This window comes from Pradoshia sp. Z6_59, from assembly GCF_058267515.1.
The window spans coordinates 95,255-117,955 of record NZ_JBZCPP010000011.1 but is presented as its reverse complement, the minus strand read 5'-3'; the positions used below and the strand labels follow the sequence as shown (position 1 = coordinate 117,955).

The following is a 22,701-nucleotide window of genomic DNA, read 5'->3' as shown; positions in this document are numbered from 1 at the left end:
CAACGTTGAGGGGGATTTTGTTGGAAAAAAAACCGTATATTACAGAAGCAATCATTGGTAATTCAAGCATGCTGGTATCTTTAACAAAAGATGGGCAGGCGCAAAGAATCACATGGCCAAATATCGATTTTCCCCAGCATCTAAATCTATTTTATACAGGTATTCGCGGCATTGAAGGTTCGGTAAAGACCTTCTTCCTTCATGAGAATGTATGGAATCACAAACAAGCCTATATGAACCGCACGAATATTTTAGAAACGATTTCCACACTCGGCGGTTCTGGCTTGTCTATTAGACAGCTCGATTTTGTGTTACCCAAAAAAGATGTCTTTGTTCGGCACTTTACCTTTAAAAATCTATCAGATCGTCCGCAAAATATAAGTTTCGTAGTTTACAGTGATTTTATGATTGATGAAAAAAGGCGCTACCAAACTGTTAGGTTTGAGGAAGATATCGATAGCTTTACCCATTATCATAGGGAGTATGGATTTGCAGTTGGCTCCACTCATAACGTTAAGAAATTTCAATGCGGAGCTACATTTAAGGAGCTAAATGACGGTATTCTTAGGGGGAAAAGAATTGCCAATAAATCATCATGTGGAATTGAATATGATCCGCTTTCTCTCGATCCCAACGAGGAAAAATCCATTACGCTTTATATTGCAGCAGGCAACGGCTCTCAAGGAGCGATTGACATCTTAAAGGATGTAAAAGAGATTCCCTTTGACGAGCATTTCAAGGAGACCTTGCACTATTGGTATGAATATTTGGATCAAGCGAAGCCAGTTGAAATTATAGATGAACGAACAAAGAAAATTTATGAGCGTTCTTTACTTATGTTCCATTTAATGAACAATAAAAATGGCGGTTTCATTGCTGCTCCTGAGGTAGATGAGGAATATGCCTTTTCAGGTGGATATTCCTATTGTTGGGGCCGTGATGCAGCCTATACCGCAACTGCATACGCTCGTGCAGGCTATCACAGACAGGTTAAAGAGTTTTACCGATTTGCCAGAACTCTTCAGGATGAGGAAGGAAAATGGGATCAGCGCCACTATTTAGACGGTCATTTAGCTCCTGCCTGGGGGTTGCAAATTGATGAAACGGGCTCCATTCTGTGGGGACTCCATCAATTCTATGAAATTACCGGTGACGAGGATTTTGTAGTTGAAATGTGGGCAGTCATGGAAAAAGGGGCGGACTTCCTTACGAAGTTTATCGACCCCATCACCCATCTTCCTCTTCCTAGCATGGATATATGGGAAAAAAGAGAAGCTGAACACTTTTATTCAGCCGCCGCAGTATATGGAGGCCTGTTAGGTTCTGCTGAATGGGCTGAAAAATTAGGTCATCCCGAAAAAGCTATTCTTTATAGAAATACTGCAGCAGCTATGAAAAGGACCATCATGCAGATTGGCTACAATGAGACAAATGAAGCTTTTTTCCGTGCATTTCATTTAAGACTGGATGAACCAGCCTACTTAAATAAGAAAGCTCAAGGCAAGGATGTTTCAAAGGAATATGATGCCAAGGGGTATCCAATCTATCGTCAGGTCAGGGATGATGTCATTGATATCTGTTTGCTTGGCCTTCAGGTACCCTTTAATATGATTGATGCCAATGATCCAAAAATGAAACAAACGGCAGCTACCATTGACCGACTGTGCCGCTCCAAGATTATTGGCGGTATTGAACGCTTCCCGGGGGATATCTATATTAGTGGTGACCCATGGATTATATCGACGCTCTGGCTCGCGATTTATTATATTCGTATTAATAAACAGCTTGAAGCAAAGAAATTATTTAAATGGGTTGTCGATCATGCCACTGATTTAGATCTGTTAGCAGAGCAAATTGACAAAATTACAGGTAGACCTGCCTGGGTATTACCGCTTACTTGGTCACACGCCATGTTCATTTTGACTGTTTTAGAAATGAAAGAGAATGGAATGGAGCTATAAACACCTGTGGATAAGCCAAGTTGTCCACAAACTTATACACGGTAATCACAGTTTTTTCTTAATATTTAATAAATAAAGCAAATTTCCCCCTGTGGATAAACTATTCAAAAAGGATCTTCAGGTCTATATCGGCCAGAAGATCCTTTCACTTTATATGAGTAGATTCTCTATATTTTTGAACAGCTTTAGCCACATCTCCGTCCGTTTAGTTATTTTTAGATGAGGCAATGATTTCATTAATATCCTGAGTATAGTAACTTAATCTGTGGATAATCTCCAATGTTTGTTTGATTCATTCTCCATATCTTTTTCATCGATTCATAAATAATCATTTCCATTTCCGGCTATTTCAGAGGCAGCTTCCGAACTCTTCGTAACACTTGTGACAAGATCGATAATCAACTGCATACCTTTCGAAACATTCATAACCCCTTTGTTTCATTTGAAGGATGATAGATTAAATCGTTATCTTCGGGATTAATTGAGACCCCTCTAAATCTGCCATTTAGGAAAAAAGCTAATGAACATAGCGATCATTATGATTTATACTTAGGTAGTATTGTAAAATAAAATATTTAAATAATTTTTTTCGACTAAAAAATACTCCAAATAAACCGAAAATAAAATGGAACCATTTGCTGAAAATAAATCAGGTATATATTTCATGATAGATATTCAATAAAGAGGGGGCATAACATATAGTATAGAATTTAATACGATTAAATAGTAAACAGAAAAAACAGGCTTATAAACATACTAGAAAACCCTGAGACTGGAGGAGTTTACAATGACTGATCATCATAAACATCACCATGGGCATCATCATAGTCACGGAGGCGAAGGCCATCACCACCATCATCATCATAATGCAAATAAAAAAGCTCTGGCAATTAGCTTTAGTTTAATATTCGCCTTCATGATTGTGGAAGTAATTGGAGGAATTTGGACCAACAGTCTTGCTCTCCTTTCCGATGCTGGACATATGCTCAGTGACGCTGCTGCTTTGGGATTAAGCTTATTTGCCTTTAAATTTTCAGAAAGAGCTGCTGATTACTCCAAAACCTATGGCTATAAGCGTTTCGAAATATTAGCTGCATTTATAAACGGCATGACTTTAATCATTATTTCCTTATTTATCTATTGGGAAGCAATTGAGCGTTTTAGAGTGCCGCCAGAGGTTAGCTCCAATATGCTTTGGATTGCTTTAATTGGATTGATCGTCAATTTAGCAGTTGCCTGGATCTTGATGAGAGGTGATACAGAGGAAAATCTGAATATGCGAGGAGCCTTTCTTCATGTATTAGGGGATTTACTTGGATCAGTGGGTGCAATCATTGCCGGAATCTTAATCATTCTGTACGGCTGGAAGTTGGCAGATCCGATTGCCAGCATGATTGTAGCAACTCTTGTCTTAATTAGTGGATGGCGTGTATTGAAGGACTCTTATCATATCCTAATGGAGGGGACTCCGACCGGCATCCAAATCGAGCAGGTTAGAAAAAGTCTAATGAGTATAGAGGGTGTTCTGGATGTGCATGATTTACATATTTGGACGATCACATCAGGTTTTCCTGCCCTGAGCTGCCATGTTGTCGTGGAGAAAAAAGTGGACCGTGATGAAATTCTTATTCAATTACAGAATTGGTTAAAGAACAATCATCAGATTGAACATTGTACATTTCAAATCGAAGGACAAATCATTCTGGAAAATAATTTACATGATACATGTAATTAATTTATTCTGCAACGAAAATCTAGCATCTGCAAGGTATTTGTCAACCTGTTTTCAAATCATTTAGAAAAAGCAATTGAATGTGAAGGTTCTAACTATTATAATAATTTTATCAGCTAAGGTAATGTTTACATATTTTGTAATCTTTTATCCGGAAAGGGAATCAAATATGATCGGTGATCGTGTTAAAAGAATTAGAAAAGAGAAAAAGATGTCTATGACGGAGCTAGCAGAGAAGGCGGGAGTAGCAAAGTCCTATTTAAGTTCACTCGAAAGAAATATACAGGTAAATCCCTCCATTCAATTCCTTGAAAAATTAGCAGCTGTACTAAATATCCCACTTGATGCTCTCTTACACGATGAACCGGACATGACCAACCTTGATGAGGACTGGGCAGAATTAATAAAAGAAGCAATGAATTCAGGGGTGTCCAAAGATCAGTTTAGAGAGTTTATTGAATTTAATAAATGGCGTATTAAAAAAGATGATGAATAGGAATTTAAAATGAATACTTGTTTTCCCCCAAAACACTTATATAGCTGTAAGTGTTTTTTCTTATTATGGAAGACAAACAAATACCCCGATCTTCAACTGAAACCGAGGCATTTTTTATTTATTCATTCTCATTCCTCTGCTTTTCCTTCTCTCTCTATAAAGTTCCTAATTTCCTCTTTGGTAAATCCCATTTGTCGGGCGATCAATATAAGATTTACCCACTCTTGATCCAATTCAGCTTTAACGGTACACATCAATTATATCTCCCCCCTAAAATACTCCTCTGTATTTCAGGCAGTCCAGCCATCATAGTAATATGAATACCTTAGATCTGTGACTTTGCGTCCTTATTTTTCAATAAGTTTGCCCTTTACTGACAGCTCTCCATAAGTATAATTGCTTACCAACTATTTTATTGCTACTTTTTGTAATTTTCAAACATTTTATTAGGTATATTTTCCTTCATTTTTCTACAAATATAGGTAAAAAGAATGATATATGCAAGTTCTAAGACATACTCATGTCGAAAACAAATGAAATTTGTCCTTTTCCCTCTGATATTTTTCATAATAGATTTGTTTATTTTGTGAATACTCTACGGCCCTTAACACCTGTTGTTTGGTTAAATCATTCCCACAGGAAGGACATAGCCATTCACCCATTTCACAGCTGCTATAAGAAGCTCGATGGCAGATATAGCAATTTTTACGATACATAAAGTCCTCCTTAAACGTTCGTTTTTAAGAACAATGACATTAAAAAAAATTGCATATAATTGATGTAATTAAGTCTCGAATAAGGACTAATGGTCTGAATCCTTAATATTATTTATTAATTATAATATCGTTCTTTTTTAAGAACATTTTACTATCTATTTATTTAACAGTCAAATAATTCCAGGACGAACTCTTATACTATTTATTTTTATAAATGAATCAATCTATATGGCACCCAGATGTCTGATTACGAAAAAATCCTCTCACAACAGAGAGGATTGACAATTATTATTTAGAAAACATATAGGTCTTTGTCTTTGCAGATATATTTAGCACAATACTTAAAGCAAGAAGAGTTCCCAATACAGAACTCCCTCCATAGCTTAGCAATGGCAAAGGGATGCCAGTAATCGGAACAAGTCCCATGACCATACCTATATTCTCAAAGATATGGAAGGTGAGCATAGAAACGATGCCTATGCAGATATACCGTTCATATTGTCCCTTATTTAATGTGGCAATTGCAATTATTTTATAAATCATCATGAAGTAAAGGGCAATGACCATACTGGCAACGATAAAGCCCCCCTCTTCTCCAATTACAGTAAAAATAAAATCCGAGTGAGCTTCCGGAACATACATAACACCATTGTTAAAGCCTCTACCTGAATCCATTCCTGATCCAATGGCAAGTATGGAATTTTTAAGCTGATAGCCTTCACTAAAATTAAATGGATCAACCCAAGCATGAATCCGATTTATTTGATATTCTCCTAAAAAGCTTAGTAATAGCTTTGTATGGTAGAGATAAATGTAAGCCAGCGTACCCACGGCAGATATCCCCATTAAGATCAAGGAGAAAATGATTTTCCAATTCACTCCGGACACAAAAATCATGCCTATTAAAATAGCTGCGATTACCATAGCCGTACCTGCATCAGGCTGCAAAAGAATCAATCCAAGGGGCGGAATTACAGCCAATCCTAATTTCAGCAATAAGATGAAATCAGATTTAAGAGATTTATTTCTCATAAATTTCTCATTATGGGAGACTATGATTTTTGCCAAAAAAAGAATGAGAAATACCTTCATAAACTCTGAAGGCTGCACAGAAAAACCCGGTAGTTGAAACCAGGATTTTGCCCCCTTTGTTTTCTCCGCGATACTTTCAGGAGCGACTAGAAGGAAAGCTAATATACTGACCCCGAAAAGATATAGATAGGTAGACATTCTCTTAATCTGGCTTGAATCAAAATAGTAAACAACCGATGTCAGGATTAGTCCTATACAAAAATAAATGGCCTGCTTTATTGCAAATGGATTTCCATACGGAAGATACTTCTGTGCACTATAAATATAGAAACAGCTGATGCCCATAAAAACAAAAATAATTAACAATAAGTCCAGATCAAAATAACTCTTACGAACCTTGTTTAAATTCATCAAATGACCCCTACTGTTTTTTCCATATTATAACATTCGCTCGGTGTGTATTACAAATATTACAAAAACCAATACTACTATTACAAAAAGAATTTATGATTAAACAAATGAACTTGGCAAAAAAATATGAATACTGATACTTCTCCCTAATCACATAAATTCTCAGGTTATCTTTGAAAATCTTTTAGAAATAGTTATAATGAGTCAAAGAAAGAGACAATAAGTTGGTCGGCAGAAGGATACAAAAAAGAATAGGTAAGAGGGCTGAAATGAATATTTATCAAACCATTTTTTATAAAATAGAAGATATGCTAATTAAATTATTTACAAAAAAAGAAAAATACGCCGAGGTTAAAGCTGAGGTTGAACAAAAGAGAATCGAAAAGAAACATGCTCGCCTTCAAAGGCAACAGGAAAAAGAGAGGCTAAAACGTGAACGAGAAGAACAGGAAAGAAGAGAAATTGAAGCCATCATCTCTAATTTAATGGAAAGTAACGTCCAAACATGTTCCCCTTATGAATATAATGAAATTAAGAGAAATAAAGTATTCTTTAAAACCCTTATCCAACGTGTTTTTGAACCTAATGAGAAGGCTTTGGCCTTCATTTTCTGTGAATATGATAAAAGCAGCAAGAAGGAAATCTTCGGATACTTAATTCCTACCAATAAAAGAATAATCTTTGTTAACAAGAGGTTCAGTGTAGTACAAAGATTCAGGTATCAGACCGTTAGAAACGTCAATTGGTTCAAGGATGGATTATTAGAAAGAGGATTAAAAATCCAATATGGTAAGCGTAGATTGGAATTTGATGAGATGTTTGATCAGGAACAGTTGATAAGAGTAGGAAATATGATTTTGAATAAGTCCAGGAATAGTTAAATAATATCATCACAATAAAACAGTGGTCACAATATAAGCCTGTGACCACTGTTTTATTCATTCTATTAAAATACCATTTAACTCGAAGCTTTTACCTCTTCAGTTCACTATCGACTGTCAAAATACCTAATTCATGATGGTCTCCCTCGTATAAGGCATTTTGAACAAGCCTGATTTGCTCATTCGTATCATAGACTTCCAGCTTACAATGAGCACGATTGATTTGTAAGGCTTCATAAAGTTGCTCAGAGTTGTAAACCTGTTGGCCATTCACACGGGTCAAACGCTCCCCTGCTTTTAACCCCATTCGCTCTGCCGGCGATTCCGGAAGGACACCCAGGATCATTAAGCCTTTTTTTCCTGAAGTGAAGAAAGCATTTGATTGATTTTCATTATTTTTATACACAAACTGTATGACTTCCCTGCCAATGATAGCAATAATGACAGCTGCCAAACTGACGATTGGGTACCACTTTCCAGCCACAGCCAGGGCTAATACCATAATTCCCAGGATCGCTACATGTTTTCCAAGCCTTCCAGCCACATTTCCCATCAAATTGCTTTTCGCTTTAAAGGAGAACCCTATAAAAAATGGCACCAGAATAGGACTCCAATCCGTTCCTCCAAAAGTAAAGACAGGCCAAAAATCGCCGCTAACATTCAACATACCATTAGGAATAAATAATAAAACCGGCACCAGCCAAACTCTTTTTGTTGTTTGCGTTCCAATATAGAGACCGCGTTTTCCTTTTTCAACTGAAGGAGAAACTTGAATAGCTCCCCTTTTCCGAATTAATACACCCTCTGTAATAATCAATAAACCTATTAAAACAGCTATTGAGGGATAAATCGCCTGCTCAAATACAAAATAACTATTATTCAGGATGCCCTCAAATCCAGTTCCATATAAAATATAGATGATAAGAAAGGCCAATCCAACTGTATAGGCCGGGGAAAGAAATCTAATTTGCATGCTTACACTAATCAGTAATGTGAAGATTCCTAAGATTACAATGAAATCAAACGGTACAGCTAAGCCGAGTAGCCCAGTGATGACCGAGAGTATGAGTCCCCATACTAAACTAGGAACAATATATTCCTTCATTTCAATCATAGAATCCTCTACACGGACATGAAACAGTTTTCTTTCCTGTTTGACCCTCATTGAGCCAAGTATATATGTAAGTATAAAACCCACATAGAAAAGCGGGTGTAAAAACAATTCACCTATTCCTTTAGCTATCTCAATTATCCACGTTTCCCACAAATTAATCACCAACCTCGCATACACTTACTTAATATTCTATCAAATCCCCCCCTCCTTTCCTATTAATTCTTTTCAAATTGTCACTATACTACAAAACTCACCAAGAACTTCTCTGATATCCTCCCAGTAGAAGAAACAAAAGAGTCGGTAACGAATTACGATAATATAGCAGTGTAAGCCTGTCGAAAATGATCCTGACCATTACATAGTGAAAGTTGGTTTTATCAGATTTTCTTTATATCGATTGGACAATGAACTTAGTTTATGGAATCAGCCATATAAAAAAGCGAAGACCCATAGCCCTCACTTTTTTATGCTATTCAATTAAAAACCAAGTCACTCCATATTTTCGGGAGGTATCCATAACACCCGAATACTATTGCTGGGCCAACCAACTTAATCCTGTTTGCAGCTGACGGTCATTTTTTTCATCCTTAATCTTATCCACAACTGCCTGCTGGAGCTTAGCTGCAACATCCTGATCAACACTCCCTGTAACCGGCAATTTATGCATCCGCTGAAAGGCTAGAACAGCCTTCTCTGTCTTACCGCTAAAATACCCATCTGTACGCCCTGGTGCATACCCCAATCCCTCTAACATCTGCTGCAGCGTCTTCACCTGTTTATTATTCATATCCTTCCGCAGGTCTTCCGTAACAACAAGGGGCTGTAAAGTATAGTAGCTATCTTGTTGGACAGACATCGTCGGATCAATACCCTTTTTATGAATCCATGTACCATCTGGTGTCAGCCATTTATAGAAAGTTAACTTAATGGTACTTCCATCTCCCATTGAAACCGGCTGCTGGACGGTCCCTTTTCCAAATGTTTTCTCACCAATCAATGGATAACCTTCTGCTTCCTGCATGGCACCGGCAAATATTTCTGAGGCTGAGGCGCTTCCCTTATTAATAAGCACAGCAATCGGGTACTCCTTCTCGCTTTTTAACGTAGAGAAAAATTTATTCTTTTTGCCATTCCTCTCTTGAATTTGAATATAAGGATGTTCATTCGTCACAAACACCTCCAGGATTTCCTGAACACTTGTTAACAGTCCCCCAGGATTTCCCCTTACATCAATCAAAAGTCCATCCACCTTATCCTCTTCCAGACCTTTTAGGTCATCCAGAAAATCCTCTGCAGTTTGTTCACTGAATGAGGTGATTTGGATATACCCAATTTTTTTATCCCTTACTTTTTTGACAGCCGTGTGAATCGTTTCAACCGGAATCTCATCCCGTTCCACTAAAAACGTGATTGGTTGTTCATTGCCGTTTCTTTTAATGTCTATCGTCACTTTAGTTCCAATCTTCCCACGAATCAAGGAAACCACATCATATAGCTCCAATCCCTTAACATCCTTACTATCAATACGGATAATCTCATCACCAGGTTTTATGCCGGATCGTTCAGCCGGGGAATTTTTAAATGGTGACACAATGATAAACTTCCCGTCCATAAAACTAATCTCAGCCCCAATCCCCTGAAACTTGGAATCCAATGTTTGTTGGAACTGAGAGGAGGTCTCTTCATCCATATATACCGAGTATGGATCATTGAGTTCCCCAAGCATCCCTTTAATAGCTCCTTCAGTCAGCTGCCCTTCATCTATACGCTCTACGTAATTAGACGTAATAATATCATATGCCTGTCGTACTTTTTCAAGCTGGGGCCAGGAATCAGCCTGATTCTCTTTTTGACTCTTCGATTCAAGCGTATTCTCCAACGTCTCATACTTCCACCACAAGCCAGCGATTGTAACAACTAATAGAAAGATGGCCACAGAAAATAACCAGTACCATTTATTTTTCATAGATTGCTCCTTTCATAGTTTTTAACAATTAAAAAAGCACTGCACGTATAAATGTGCAATGCTTAGTCCTACTATATACAGTATGAAAGGCTTGTACATAGTATGATTACTTATCTAATTTTTGACTGGCACCCGGAGCAATCGGTCCTGGATCTTTAGCAAATACTGCAGCACTGCCAAAAGCGCAAGTCAGTATGCATAACGTGATGACAAACCCAGCTATTCGCTTCATAAACCTATTCACCTCCCAATCTTGCTTTGTATCTATGTACATTCTCGGAGTTCAATAGTTGAAGATAAAAAAAGTTTGAGTTCGATGTAAAAACATCTCTGGCAACCTGCATTAATTTTTCATTATCAGTTGCGATACTATAAAAAAACAGTTGATAGGATGTTAAATACCCATTCTCTTTTTTCAGATTATCTAATATATGCAAAGCCTCTTCTAATCGTCCTGTTACAAGATAACGATGGGCTTTTTCTGCTTCATCCTTTGGTATTGAGTCTGTATCGACTCCCCAAAAAGAATTCAAAAACTCCATGGTATTTATTAAAAAATTCATCCTTTTGGATTGTATTTCGGCTGGCAGGGAACTCAAAGTCTCCATTGATTTTTTTAACCAGTATTTTGCCACCTGATAATTTTCAAACATAAAGGATTGACCCAATGTATGATAGAAAACGGAATAGATAACAGGAAAATACACTTCCAATTCGCGCCTTTCAATCACTTTCATGCATTTTTCTCTGCAGAGATCAATTTTATTCATATACAGATAGGTGAGAACTTCCATCTCAGCCAAACGGATTGAATATGATTCACGCAGGAAATCATTATCCATTAATTCTACCATTGGTACGATAACACGCCTGACTTTATGAAAAGGCTCATATAGGCCTGTCTCACTGATTCCATATAGATGAATAATTAATGAAAGAATAAGCGTTTCATTATTCGTATTCTTCACCTTAAAAATGGCATCAATTAAATCCGTACCAGTTAAAAGACCATCTCTTCGCTTACTTAGGATGGAATAGATAGAGATCCATGTTCTCATCTCGGGACTGTCGAATTCTCTCTCAGATTGAAGGAGGGATTCTACTTCTTTCGTATCCCCTTGCATCGTAAAGTATTCCATTAATATGTGAGGTTTTATAGCATCTCTGCAATTGATATAATATTCCTTCAGAAAATATTTCTGTTTTTCATAGTTATTAGGAAATAAATCATTCAGTGAAAATATAATACTATGTAAATCAATTTGTGCAGGATCATAGAGTTCTTTTTGTTTACTGATAAAATCTGTAAACTGTTGATCGTCCTTGATCAGAAAATCCTTCAAAATAACACCCTCCATGCCACACCTCACTATTTGTAAATTTTTATACTATAATACAAATTTTAGCAGGAGCTGTCTAAATAGTATACTTAAATTGTCCATCAAAATAGTGGGTAACCCGACATATTTCGGGTTTCTTTGCTAGCATATTCGCATTTATCCCACGAACAAAAAAACGCAGTTCAATATAGAACTGCGTTACGTGCATCTTTGATCTTACATACCAGTCAAATAATTCAATGGATCTACAGCATTCTTTTTAGAAGCAGTCCATTCACCTACGTATAATTCAAAATGTAAATGCTGTCCATATGAACGACCCGTATTCCCCATGATACCAATTTGTTGGCCCTTGCTTACTGTTTGACCCTCAGAAACATTTCTTGATCTCAAATGTGCATAGACTGTTGTATAAACTTGTCCATCTATATAGTGCGACAGGTAAATAACATTTCCATAGGAGCTTGAATAATTTGACCTTGTTACGACACCAGCTGCCGAAGCTACGACTGGAACTGTGCCTGACTTGGCAATATCAATCCCGTTATGATTTCTTCCCCATCTTCCGCCAAATCCGGAGGATACATATCCTGCAGCAGGACGCATAAATTTACCGGACGTAATGGCCGGTGCCGGTGCAGATACTGTATTACCATTTCCCCCGCCTGTGCTTGCAGAAACTTTTTTAGCTTCTTCTGCCTGACGGTCCTTTTCTTGTTGAATGGCTTTTTTCACAGCTTCTGCCTGACTCGCCAATAATTGCTTTTCCTCTTCCAGGCTTAGTTTTTCTTCCTCAATTTCAGCCTGTTCGGATTTCAGAATAGCCATTAATTTATTTTTTTCGACCTTCTGGCCATCGAGCTTTTCATTTATCGTTACAAGCTCTTGTTTCATTGCATTTAATTTACTGAGCTTATCTTCAACTTCTTCTTTTTTTGCAACCAAGTCAGCTTTATCATTTTCTTGTTCCGTTAAGATATCCTTATCCGCTTGCATAATAGTGGATACAGCACCTACACGTTCAACAAATTCACCAAAACTGCTGGCTCCAAAAACAACCTCTAAATAATTTACTCCTCCACCATTTTGCTGGTAGGAGCGAGCCCGTTCTTTCAAAATCTCATTACGAGTTTCAATTCTGGCCTCAATTTCTTTGATGCTTTCTTTTAAACTGGTAATTTTATCTTGTGTCGAAGTGATTTGGCTATTTTTCTCTTTAATTTTCTCTTGTGTTTCAGTTATCGATTTTTGTAATTTATTAAGTTCTGCTTTTACTTCAGCTTTTTGAGATTCGATCTGGTTGATCTTACCGTTTGCTTCTGAGATATCTGATTCAACCGCTGATTTCTTTTCTTGGATGTTATTCTTCTTTTGTTGTAAAGAATCAATGGATGCTGCTTGAACACTGCCTCCAAAAAGGCCAGCAAAACCCAGCACTAATGCCGTGTTTAATGCAACAATAGTCTTCTTCACGTGACTTTCCCCTTTCATACTAGGTAACACATTCTGTCTATTCTATGTAGGCCCCCTTATTCGGAGGGGGCATGATTGATACTATTAAACTTTGGATAGTTATATTTTCAAAAACTTACGAACTGACATTAAGCTTCCCCAAATACCAATCAAAGCTCCAAACAGGACAATCAATAGGGACACTTGATAAATAAATGGATTGTACGGAAGCAGGTTCATATAATCAATAGTTAAACCTGTTGCAAAATTATCGTAAAGGAACTTATAGCCTATAGCAATAATACCTATCGGGATAATAGATCCCATAATGCCGAGCCATAATCCTTCAAGGAAAAACGGCCAACGGATAAATCCGTTTGTGGCACCTACTAATCTCATAATCTCGATTTCACGTCTTCTTGCGAAGATGGTAATTTTAATCGTATTGGATATCAAGAACATAGCCGTAAACAGCAAGGCTGCGATTAAAACAATCCCTACATTCCGTGATGTATCGACTATTTTAAACATTTTTTCAACGAAGCCCTGTCCGTATTTGACAGTTTCAACATAATCCATTTTCCCTGCTTCTACCGCAACCTTTGCGACATCGCCAGGGCGATATGTTTTGATAATATATACATCGTTCAGAGGATTATCCTGCTCAAAGAGTTCAAAGGCACTTCCCTGATCACCCATATTTTCAATCAGGTTGTTTAATTCATCTTCTTTCGGGGAAAAAATAATAGAATCTACTTCCCCTAATTTTTCTAGATTACTCTCAAGTTGAATCCTTTGTTCTTCAGTAGCAGTGCGATCCACATGGACACGTACTTCAACATCACTCTCAATGCTGCTGGCAAAGTTATTTAAGTTCATCATAATAACAACAAATACACCAACTAAAGATAGTGTAACTGTTACGGCGCTGACAGAAGCAAATGTCATCCAGCCGTTTCTGCCAATGTTTTTGAAGCTTTCTTTTATATGTCGGAGGAAGGTTCTAAAGTTCATAGCCATATTCCCCCTTCTGTTCATCACGCACGATGTATCCATTCTCTATCGCAATAACTCTATGTTGCAGTGTATTAACAATCTCTTTATTATGGGTTGCCATCACAACCGTTGTACCGAGACTGTTGATTTCTTCAAAAATCTTCATGATCTCCCATGATGTTTCTGGATCCAGGTTACCAGTCGGCTCATCTGCAATTACCAGCTTAGGCGAGCGAACGATGGATCGGGCAATAGCTACCCTTTGTTGTTCTCCCCCGGACAATTCAGTCGGAATCATACGAACCTTATGCTTTAAACCAACCAAATCAAGTACGTCCATAACTTTTTGCTTAATGACCTGTGGTCTTTCCTCTGTTACTTCCAGAGCAAAAGCTACATTTTCATAGACTGTAAGATTATTTAACAGTTTATAATCCTGGAAGATTACCCCGATATCTCTTCTTAAAAGAGGTACCTTCGAGTTTTTGATATTGGCAATATTCCTGCCATTGATCATGATTGTACCACTTGTCGGTTTTTCTTCGCGGTACATCATCTTAATAAATGTAGACTTCCCTGCGCCACTTGGCCCAACAACGTAAACAAATTCTCCTGATTTGATTTTTACATTAAGGCCCTTGACTGCTGAAACGCCATTAGGATATGTCTTTTGAACATTAATCATTTCTATCATGTCGTTTTCACCTTTTCTACCTTCATGTTGTGTATAGTACCTCTATGCTTTATCGACAGGTGTCGTTATTTCTTGTTTTATGATGGAAAAATCCATCTTTTGTCACGATTTTATTATAACATCATAAAATGTCAGAAAAACCACGTTTATATTACATTTATATTTCAACTATATTACCTTTTTTGTCAGATACCGTTAATATAGTTTTAACAACCCTGTGGTTCATCGTACTCATGTTCCATTCTTAAAGAAAAGGTCATTTAACCTATTCAATTAAAGGACAAAGAGAAACCGGTAAGATGATCTCCTCCGGTTTGGTAAATTCTATTAAAATACTTCACTGCTTATTGCTAAGCCATTCAGCCACTTTTGTAGCATCATCCTCTGCAATCAAATCACCTGGCATGGCAGATGCTCCATCATTGATGATCGCTTCAATTTGCTGCACGGATAATTTTTCACCTACAGAAACCAACCCAGGACCGATCCGGCCTTCAAGTGTGTCTCCATGGCAATTTGAACATTTTTGTTCATAAATCTTTGCCGCTTCACTTCCATCATTTGCGATCGAAATGGGAGTCGATGAGGCTGTTTCATTTTTCTCAGTACCCGAATGAGTTGTACAACCAACAAGGGCAATGATAACAACTGCTATGCCAAAATGCAAATAGTTCTTCAAGGAAGTTCCCTCCCAATATTAGGAAAACATTTGTATGCCCTTATTTTAGCTGTATCTAGGCTTTTTTAAAACCCTCTCCAAGTACCTCAGCAGCATCCATAACGACGACAAATGCCTGATCATCAATACGTTGAACTACTTGTTTCAGTTTTGTGAAATCAGTTTGGTCAATTACACACATTAATACCGGACGTTCACTCTCTGTATAACCGCCATGGGCAGATATTCTTGTGACCCCGCGGTCCACTTCTTCCAATATAGCTCTTCTTACTTCCGTTTCATGATTGGTAATGATCATAACTGTTTTAGAGCGATTAATGCCAACTTGGACTAAATCAATAGTTTTACTCGTTACATATAACCCAATTAAAGCATAAAGGCCTTGCTCGATATCAAATACAAGACAAGCAGCCAATACGATCAAACCATCAATGGCAGCAACACAGGTTCCTAACGATAGCCCGGTGTATTTATTGACAATTTGTGCCGCTAAATCGGTACCACCTGTTGATGCTTTTCCAAGGAATACAATCCCAAGTCCCAACCCAACACCAATCCCGCCAAATAAAGCTCCCAATAAAGGATCCTGAGTCCATGGAGACCAGTCACTCGTCAGGAAAACTACGAACGGGAAAAAGATTGTCCCAACAGCCGTTTTGATTCCAAAATGTGTGCCGAGCAGTATAACCCCTGCTACAAAAAGCGGAATATTAAAGGCCCATTGTACAAAGGCCGGCTCCCATCCGAATACATTATACGTAATCGTACTGATTCCGCTGACCCCACCGGATGCAACTTTTGTCGGCAGTAAAAACATATTAAAGGAGATGGCCACAATGGCAGAGCCGATCAGAACATATAAATAATCCTTAATTAAATTAAAGTAAGGATGCGATTCCTTCTGTGCGTTTCTTTTTTTCTTCACGATTGCAAAAGCCTCCGTCTAAACATTTAATAAAGTATATTCATTCTATACGAAATTTCGACATGAAACAATGAAAGGCAACAGAAGATGAAAAAGTCAGACAATAAGCACACCCAAAAGGCAAAGAAAAAGGCACTCTTCTAAAGAGTACCTTCTCACCAATCAGATGGATATATCTTTCTTTTGGAAAACAAAAAACGTGATAGCCATAAACAGCAAGTAATAGACAGCCAATACACCGAGTGAGAAGCCTACCGTTGCTCCTTCAAACATAGGTGTCATTTCCATAATATATCGCCGCATGTCCAAATGCGGGAACAAAACAAATTTTAACCATCCGTATTTTTCAACAAGGGACGTGATTAAAAAATTTAACGTTGAAGAAGCAAACAGGATGAAAACAGACACCCCAACTGCGATTGCCTGGCTTTTAAACAAGGTACTCAGCATAAAAGCAATCGTCGTGATAATGAGGAAACCAGGTAACCAATAAACCACCATATCGATAAAATAGGAACCGACAAGGACTGTATTGTTTTCAAAACTCGTAGGATCAGCTACTTTCTCCGAAAAAGAACCATGATCAAAGAATAATAAACCTACCAGGTACCCTGCGACAAGTAAGGTGATAAGCATTAATCCTGCAAATAACAGGGAGGAAATATACTTCGATAAAAGGATTTTCCAACGGCGGTGCGGGCGGATTAATAATTGTTTAATCGTCCCATCAGAGAATTCAGCAGATACGGATGCACTGCATACAATCACCGCAAACAGCGTCACAAATGATGCAATCGAGGTCACCCACTCAGCCATAAATGTCCAGGTAGTCACCTTGTTTGGATCTACTCCGGCATCCAGTGTAGCTTGTGCTATTTCAATATCTTCAGCCGCATAGATTTTCGACTCTTCATCGCTATCCGGATCAGCAAGTATTTCCTTATTTGACTCAATGATTAATTCTTGCTCTTCCTGCCAATCTTCCTCGCTGGTAAAGAGTGTCTTGACAAGAGTAGCCGAACCAATCACGGCTATAATCAAAAAGCCTATAAAAATATACGAAGATACTTTAGAGAATATCTTCATCCATTCATTCCTGATTAATGAAATCATACACGCACCTCCTCTTGCTTCGTAATCTCAAAGAATCGATCTTCAAGCGTTTTCTTTACGACACTAATTTCATAAACATCTACTCCTGCTTCATTTAACTCGCGATTTACTTTGGCAACATCCTCGCGAGTTGCTTGGATGGTAATCACCTTTTCATCCTGTTTCACAATATCCAGAAGTGCAAAATGCTCTCTGATTATTTTGGCAGCTAACAGTACATTGCTTATGGAGAAGACTACTTCTCTTAAATCCTCTTCTTTTTCTTCAATACTATTATTCTCAATATGTATGAGCTTGCCTTTTTCAATAACTGCAAAACGATCGCACATTAATTGCATCTCTGATAATAAATGAGAGGAAATTAACACGCCTATTCCCTCATTTGCTAATTGGCGTAAATAATCACGGAATTCTCGTATACCTTGTGGATCTAATCCGTTGGTCGGTTCATCGAGGATCAATAACCTAGGACGATGTAAGACAGCCTGTGCAACACCCAGGCGCTGACGCATCCCCAATGAATATGTCTTTACTTTCTTATCCATCGCATGGTCAAGTTTTACTAAGCGAGCAACTTCATTTATGCGCTCTGCCGTAATCTTTTCTTTAGCCATTCGTGCATAGTGAATCATATTCTTTCGACCGGTCATATACTTGTAAAACTCTGGATTCTCTACAATCGCGCCTAAATCATGCATGGTACCTTCAAAATCCTTATCCAGATCATGGCCGTTAATCATAACCTGGCCATTCGAACGATTAATCAGACTGGCAATCATTCTAATAATCGTTGTCTTACCAGCACCGTTCGGACCAAGCAGCCCAAAAATTTCACCCTTTTTAACGCTAAAACTCACATCATTTACAATAACGGTGCTGCCAATCTTTTTCGTTAATGACTTTACTTCAAGAGCCGTATCATTCATGCCATCACTTCCTTTCAAAAATTCCACCTTTTAATAATATCGTATAAAATAGATAAAAGTTACAGAAATTACAAAATAATTAAATAATTTTAAAACAAAAAAGGACCAGCTAACTTTTTAGCTGATCCTTAAAAAAATTCTATATAAATTAGGATAATTTTGAACGTAAATAAGCATCGATGAACATATCTAAATCTCCATCCATGACAGCCTGAATATTCCCAGTTTCTGCATTTGTACGATGGTCCTTAACCATGGAATATGGATGGAATACATAGGAACGGATTTGACTTCCCCATCCAATTTCCTTTTGCTCTCCGCGAATTTCTGCCAATTCAGCTTCCTGTTGCTCAATTTCCAGCTGATAAAGCTTGGATTTCAGCATTTTCATAGCTGTTTCACGGTTCTTGATTTGGGAGCGCTCCGTTTGGCAGCTGACCACTGTATTGGTTGGTAAGTGCGTAATCCGAACAGCAGAATCTGTTGTATTGATATGCTGACCGCCGGCACCGCTCGCACGATACGTGTCAATTTTCAAATCCTCAGTGCGAATTTCGATATTAATCTCATCATTGAATTCAGGCATAACCTCACAGGATACGAAAGAGGTATGGCGACGGCCTGAGGAGTCAAACGGCGAGATACGTACTAGGCGGTGTACACCTTTTTCGGCTTTCAAATAACCATACGCATTGTGACCTCGAATGCCAAGAGTTACACTTTTAACGCCAGCTTCATCTCCAGGAAGATAATCAAGTGTTTCTACCTTGAAGCCTTTCTTTTCTGCCCATCTTGTATACATACGCAGCAGTAAGGAAGCCCAATCCTGAGATTCCGTTCCGCCTGCACCCGGATGAAGCTCTAAAATGGCATTATTCTTGTCATATTCTTCACTCAATAACAATTGAAGCTCAAATGCATTCAATCTCTCGGATAATTCCGTAAGCTCGCTCTCCAATTCTTCCTGGAGGTCTGCATCCGGCTCTTCCTTAATTAATTCAAAGGTTAAATCCAAATTCTCGTATGACTCATTTAATGCATTGAATTCGCCAACTTGATCCTTCAAGCCATTTGCTTCGTTAATAATTCCCTGTGCTTTCGCTTGGTCATTCCAAAATGATGGTTCGGACATGATTTCGTCCAATTCCATAATACGGGCTTCTTTTTCTTCTAAGTCAAAGAGACCCCCTAAAGTCCGCCAAACGCGTGGCTGTTTTTTCTAACTCATTACGAATTTCTGCTATTTCCATTTACGTTCACCTCATCTATTTTTACAAAGCTTGTTACTTACAATTAAAATCTCCTTTTCAGGAAAAAAGAGAGCCGGCCTATCTGAAGCCGTCCCTCTTTATTTAACATATCTTATTATACGCGTCAACGTCGTTTAAAGATACTGACATGTCTTATTTATCTTCCATGGCAATTCTTATATTTCTTGCCGCTTCCGCATGGACAAGGTGCATTACGCCCAACGGATTCTTCATTACGTTTTGGCTTTTTCTTAACTGTCTCTCCTTCATCACCCTTCGGATTAACAGCTTGTCCTTTCACAACCTCTTCACGCTCGAGATTATTGCGGATCTCAGCTTTCATGATGTATTTAGCCACATCATCCTCAATCGCAGAAACCATGGCTTCGAACATCGCAAAGCCTTCTTGCTGATATTCATTGAGCGGATTGATTTGAGCATAGGCACGTAAATGAATACCCTGTCTCAATTGTTCCATTGTATCAATGTGATCCATCCACTTGCTATCGACCGCACGCAGGACAATGACCTTTTCAAACTCACGCATTTGCTCAGAAGAAAGCTCTTCTTCCTTCTCATTATATTTTTCAATGATTTTGCCATAAATTAATTCAATTAATTCTTCCCCGTCAAGCTCTTTTAATTCCTCAGCATTAAAAGTACCTTCAGGCAGAAGATTGGCATAGACATAATCAAGCAAGCCTTCAATATTCCACTCTTCACTTTCCACATCAGGCGCAAAGGCATAGACATTGCGCTGCAGAGAGGAACGAATCATAGTCTCTACGATTTCACGCAGGTTCTCACTTGATAGTACATCAAAACGCTGCTTATAAATAATCTCACGTTGTTGACGAAGTACATCATCATATTCAAGCAATTGTTTACGGGCATCATAGTTATTACCTTCAACTCGTTTTTGCGCAGATTCAACTGCTTTGGATACCATTTTACTTTGAATCGGCTGGTCATCCTCCATACCGAGACGGGACATCATGCTCTTAATATTGTCAGATCCAAAACGGCGCATCAACTCATCTTCTAATGAAAGATAGAATTGTGTAACCCCAGGATCTCCCTGACGACCGGAACGTCCACGCAGCTGATTATCAATACGGCGGCTTTCATGACGCTCCGTACCGATGACCGCAAGACCCCCGACTTCCTTCACACCTTCACCAAGCTTGATATCTGTACCACGGCCCGCCATATTCGTAGCAATTGTTACGGCACCTGGCTGACCGGCATCAAGGATGATATTTCCTTCTCGTTCATGCTGCTTCGCATTCAGGACACTATGCGGAATTCCTTTTTTCTTCAATAATTCAGATACATATTCACTCGTTTCAATCGCTACTGTACCAACCAGGACTGGCTGACCCTTCGCATGGCGTTCAGCGATATCCTCAACGACCGCTTTGAATTTACCTTCCATAGAGCCAAAAATCAAATCTGCACGGTCATCACGCACGATGTCGCGGTTCGTTGGAATCGCAATAACATTCATATTATAAATATTACGGAATTCCTCTTCCTCAGTCTTCGCTGTACCAGTCATACCAGCAAGCTTTTCATACATACGGAAGTAGTTTTGGAACGTAATCGTCGCAAGTGTCATGCTTTCATTCTGGATATCGAGGTTTTCTTTCGCTTCGATCGCCTGATGCAAGCCATCGCTATAACGGCGACCTTTCATTAGACGTCCGGTAAATTGGTCAACGATGACAATCTCGCCATCCTGAACCACATAATCCACATCTAAATGCATGGAAACGTGCGCTTTTAACGCCTGGTTAATATGATGGTTCAAGGCAACATGGCTAATATCGAATAAGTTATCAATGCCGAATGCTTTCTCAGCACGGCTCATTCCTTCTTCAGTCAGCTGAACACCTTTTGTCTTTTCGTCATATGTGTAATCTCTTTCTTTTGATAACGTACGAACAAAAGCATTCGCCTGTATATATAGCTGAGTCGATTTTTGAGCGGAACCAGAGATAATCAATGGCGTACGTGCTTCATCAATCAGGATGGAGTCAACCTCATCTATTACAGCATAATGAAGCGGACGCTGTACCATCTGTTCCTTATACAGCACCATATTGTCACGTAAATAATCGAACCCAAACTCGTTATTTGTACCATAGGTAATATCGGCATTATACGCTTCCTGTTTCTCTTCACGACTCATACCAGTAAGGTTTAAACCGACTGAAAGTCCAAGGAAGTTAAATAATTGCCCCATCTCAGTGGCGTCACGGCTTGCTAAGTATTCATTGACTGTAATGACATGAACACCTTTACCAGTAATCGCATTTAGGTAAACAGGCATAGTGGAAGTCAATGTTTTACCTTCCCCTGTTTTCATCTCAGAAATATTACCTTCATGAAGGGCAATACCCCCCATTAATTGAACATGGAAAGGATATAAGCCAAGTACACGGCGTGATGCTTCTCTGACTACCGCAAATGCTTCAGGCAGTAGATCATCGAGTTTTTCTCCATTAGCATAACGTTCTTGAAATTCCACTGTTTTAGCAGACAGCTCTTCATCAGACAAAGCTTCCATGGCAGATGCCAAATCTTCTATTTTATTTGCAGCCTTATTCAGGCGTTTAAGCTCAGATTTATTAGGGTCAAACAATTTACTCAAAATCCCCATTAAGCAGTCTCTCCTCTTATTTGTACAGGGTTCATTAGCCCTAGAATGATATAGATTAATAATCGTTCATATTTTTAAATTTCACATTAATAGTAACACTTACAAATGGACAAAACAACAGAAGGAGTAAGTACACACATGATATTTTTGGGTTATTTTACCTCAAAATATACTTTATGCCATGTTCACACTCTTAAAATCTTAGAAGAGGAATCTAAATTGAACTTTTAAGAAATCAGGCATGGGAAATGTATTCGAATACGAGGGTGGAGTGGTAATGAAAGGAAAGATTGATCAAAAGCGGTTATTCTTTGTATAAAACAGCTTAATAACTCCAAACTATGAATAGACTCTC

The 22,701-nt window shown here is 38.3% G+C and carries 19 protein-coding genes and 1 riboswitch; of the genes, 4 read left to right on the top strand and 15 right to left on the bottom strand.

Features of this window, described 5'->3' with window-relative positions:
- The first annotated feature begins 20 nt into the window (after positions 1-20).
- From AC4D4B_RS12965 to AC4D4B_RS12955, 3 genes are all read left to right on the top strand, one after another.
- Positions 21-1,961, top strand: coding sequence for a glycoside hydrolase family 15 protein (locus AC4D4B_RS12965; RefSeq protein ID WP_491000117.1), 1,941 nt, complete (start codon positions 21-23; stop codon positions 1,959-1,961).
- A 787-nt stretch (positions 1,962-2,748) separates the two neighbouring features.
- A complete protein-coding gene (locus tag AC4D4B_RS12960) occupies positions 2,749-3,696 on the top strand; it encodes a cation diffusion facilitator family transporter (protein WP_491000116.1) in 948 nt (315 codons plus the stop codon).
- Between the two features lie 166 nt (positions 3,697-3,862).
- Positions 3,863-4,189, top strand: a complete 327-nt coding sequence (locus AC4D4B_RS12955; RefSeq protein ID WP_491000115.1) for a helix-turn-helix domain-containing protein — start codon at positions 3,863-3,865, stop codon at positions 4,187-4,189.
- A 128-nt stretch (positions 4,190-4,317) separates the two neighbouring features.
- Here the strand turns inward: AC4D4B_RS12955 and AC4D4B_RS12950 are convergent, their stop codons facing one another.
- Positions 4,318-4,443: an anti-repressor SinI family protein gene (locus AC4D4B_RS12950; RefSeq protein WP_490995201.1), complete on the bottom strand. Its 126-nt coding sequence runs from the start codon at positions 4,441-4,443 to the stop codon at positions 4,318-4,320.
- A 36-nt stretch (positions 4,444-4,479) separates the two neighbouring features.
- Positions 4,480-4,567, bottom strand: a riboswitch (cyclic di-GMP riboswitch).
- Between the two features lie 626 nt (positions 4,568-5,193).
- On the bottom strand, positions 5,194-6,348 hold the full coding sequence (locus AC4D4B_RS12945) for an FtsW/RodA/SpoVE family cell cycle protein (protein ID WP_491000114.1): 1,155 nt from the start codon (positions 6,346-6,348) through the stop codon (positions 5,194-5,196).
- Between the two features lie 269 nt (positions 6,349-6,617).
- On the opposite strand from AC4D4B_RS12945, the gene AC4D4B_RS12940 reads away from it, so the two are divergent.
- A complete protein-coding gene (locus tag AC4D4B_RS12940; protein WP_491000113.1) occupies positions 6,618-7,229 on the top strand; it encodes a PH domain-containing protein in 612 nt (203 codons plus the stop codon).
- A 91-nt stretch (positions 7,230-7,320) separates the two neighbouring features.
- Here the strand turns inward: AC4D4B_RS12940 and AC4D4B_RS12935 are convergent, their stop codons facing one another.
- The 13 genes from AC4D4B_RS12935 to secA all read right to left on the bottom strand — a co-directional run bounded on the left by AC4D4B_RS12935 (position 7,321) and on the right by secA (position 22,346).
- Complete coding sequence (locus AC4D4B_RS12935) at positions 7,321-8,505, bottom strand: PDZ domain-containing protein (RefSeq protein ID WP_491000122.1); 1,185 nt, start codon at positions 8,503-8,505, stop codon at positions 7,321-7,323.
- A 367-nt stretch (positions 8,506-8,872) separates the two neighbouring features.
- Positions 8,873-10,309 (bottom strand): S41 family peptidase, encoded by a 1,437-nt coding sequence (locus tag AC4D4B_RS12930; protein WP_491000112.1) that lies wholly within the window; start codon positions 10,307-10,309, stop codon positions 8,873-8,875.
- A 106-nt stretch (positions 10,310-10,415) separates the two neighbouring features.
- The gene (locus AC4D4B_RS12925) at positions 10,416-10,541 is read right to left on the bottom strand and encodes a hypothetical protein (protein WP_257469103.1); all 126 of its coding nucleotides are present in this window, start codon (positions 10,539-10,541) and stop codon (positions 10,416-10,418) included.
- A gap of 4 nt (positions 10,542-10,545) precedes the next feature.
- Positions 10,546-11,652: an AimR family lysis-lysogeny pheromone receptor gene (locus AC4D4B_RS12920; protein ID WP_491000111.1), complete on the bottom strand. Its 1,107-nt coding sequence runs from the start codon at positions 11,650-11,652 to the stop codon at positions 10,546-10,548.
- 213 nt (positions 11,653-11,865) lie between these two features.
- Positions 11,866-13,122, bottom strand: a complete 1,257-nt coding sequence (locus AC4D4B_RS12915; RefSeq protein ID WP_491000110.1) for a murein hydrolase activator EnvC family protein — start codon at positions 13,120-13,122, stop codon at positions 11,866-11,868.
- A gap of 99 nt (positions 13,123-13,221) precedes the next feature.
- The gene (gene ftsX / locus AC4D4B_RS12910) at positions 13,222-14,115 is read right to left on the bottom strand and encodes a permease-like cell division protein FtsX (protein WP_490994922.1); all 894 of its coding nucleotides are present in this window, start codon (positions 14,113-14,115) and stop codon (positions 13,222-13,224) included.
- A complete protein-coding gene (gene ftsE / locus AC4D4B_RS12905; RefSeq protein ID WP_066106856.1) occupies positions 14,105-14,791 on the bottom strand; it encodes a cell division ATP-binding protein FtsE in 687 nt (228 codons plus the stop codon). The genes ftsX and ftsE overlap by 11 nt, the downstream gene beginning before the upstream one ends.
- 337 nt (positions 14,792-15,128) lie before the next feature.
- Positions 15,129-15,470 carry a c-type cytochrome gene (locus AC4D4B_RS12900; protein ID WP_491000109.1) on the bottom strand — a complete coding sequence of 114 codons (342 nt, stop codon included), beginning with the start codon at positions 15,468-15,470 and terminating at the stop codon, positions 15,129-15,131.
- Between the two features lie 55 nt (positions 15,471-15,525).
- Positions 15,526-16,395: a YitT family protein gene (locus AC4D4B_RS12895; RefSeq protein ID WP_490994924.1), complete on the bottom strand. Its 870-nt coding sequence runs from the start codon at positions 16,393-16,395 to the stop codon at positions 15,526-15,528.
- A 162-nt stretch (positions 16,396-16,557) separates the two neighbouring features.
- Positions 16,558-17,508 carry an ABC transporter permease gene (locus AC4D4B_RS12890; protein WP_491000108.1) on the bottom strand — a complete coding sequence of 317 codons (951 nt, stop codon included), beginning with the start codon at positions 17,506-17,508 and terminating at the stop codon, positions 16,558-16,560.
- A complete protein-coding gene (locus AC4D4B_RS12885; protein ID WP_491000107.1) occupies positions 17,505-18,434 on the bottom strand; it encodes an ABC transporter ATP-binding protein in 930 nt (309 codons plus the stop codon). Before AC4D4B_RS12885 ends, AC4D4B_RS12890 begins: the two co-directional genes overlap by 4 nt.
- 148 nt (positions 18,435-18,582) lie before the next feature.
- Positions 18,583-19,684, bottom strand: a protein-coding gene (gene prfB / locus AC4D4B_RS12880) for a peptide chain release factor 2 (protein ID WP_455660673.1) whose coding sequence is annotated in 2 segments (ribosomal slippage) — positions 18,583-19,611 and positions 19,613-19,684 — 1,101 coding nt in all. Because the reading frame shifts where the segments join, the coding sequence is not laid out codon by codon here.
- A gap of 157 nt (positions 19,685-19,841) precedes the next feature.
- On the bottom strand, positions 19,842-22,346 hold the full coding sequence (gene secA / locus AC4D4B_RS12875; protein WP_490994927.1) for a preprotein translocase subunit SecA: 2,505 nt from the start codon (positions 22,344-22,346) through the stop codon (positions 19,842-19,844).
- Positions 22,347-22,701: the final 355 nt, after the last annotated feature.

Coding starts and splice junctions, on each gene's coding strand:
- ftsE (WP_066106856.1), bottom strand. CDS start 14,791: ATGATAGAAATGATTAATGTTCAAAAGACATATCCTAATGGCGTTTCA.
- AC4D4B_RS12960 (WP_491000116.1), top strand. CDS start 2,749: ATGACTGATCATCATAAACATCACCATGGGCATCATCATAGTCACGGA.
- AC4D4B_RS12940 (WP_491000113.1), top strand. CDS start 6,618: ATGAATATTTATCAAACCATTTTTTATAAAATAGAAGATATGCTAATT.
- AC4D4B_RS12890 (WP_491000108.1), bottom strand. CDS start 17,508: ATGATTTCATTAATCAGGAATGAATGGATGAAGATATTCTCTAAAGTA.
- ftsX (WP_490994922.1), bottom strand. CDS start 14,115: ATGAACTTTAGAACCTTCCTCCGACATATAAAAGAAAGCTTCAAAAAC.
- AC4D4B_RS12885 (WP_491000107.1), bottom strand. CDS start 18,434: ATGAATGATACGGCTCTTGAAGTAAAGTCATTAACGAAAAAGATTGGC.
- AC4D4B_RS12945 (WP_491000114.1), bottom strand. CDS start 6,348: ATGAATTTAAACAAGGTTCGTAAGAGTTATTTTGATCTGGACTTATTG.
- AC4D4B_RS12955 (WP_491000115.1), top strand. CDS start 3,863: ATGATCGGTGATCGTGTTAAAAGAATTAGAAAAGAGAAAAAGATGTCT.
- AC4D4B_RS12930 (WP_491000112.1), bottom strand. CDS start 10,309: ATGAAAAATAAATGGTACTGGTTATTTTCTGTGGCCATCTTTCTATTA.
- secA (WP_490994927.1), bottom strand. CDS start 22,346: ATGGGGATTTTGAGTAAATTGTTTGACCCTAATAAATCTGAGCTTAAA.
- AC4D4B_RS12925 (WP_257469103.1), bottom strand. CDS start 10,541: ATGAAGCGAATAGCTGGGTTTGTCATCACGTTATGCATACTGACTTGC.
- AC4D4B_RS12950 (WP_490995201.1), bottom strand. CDS start 4,443: ATGTGTACCGTTAAAGCTGAATTGGATCAAGAGTGGGTAAATCTTATA.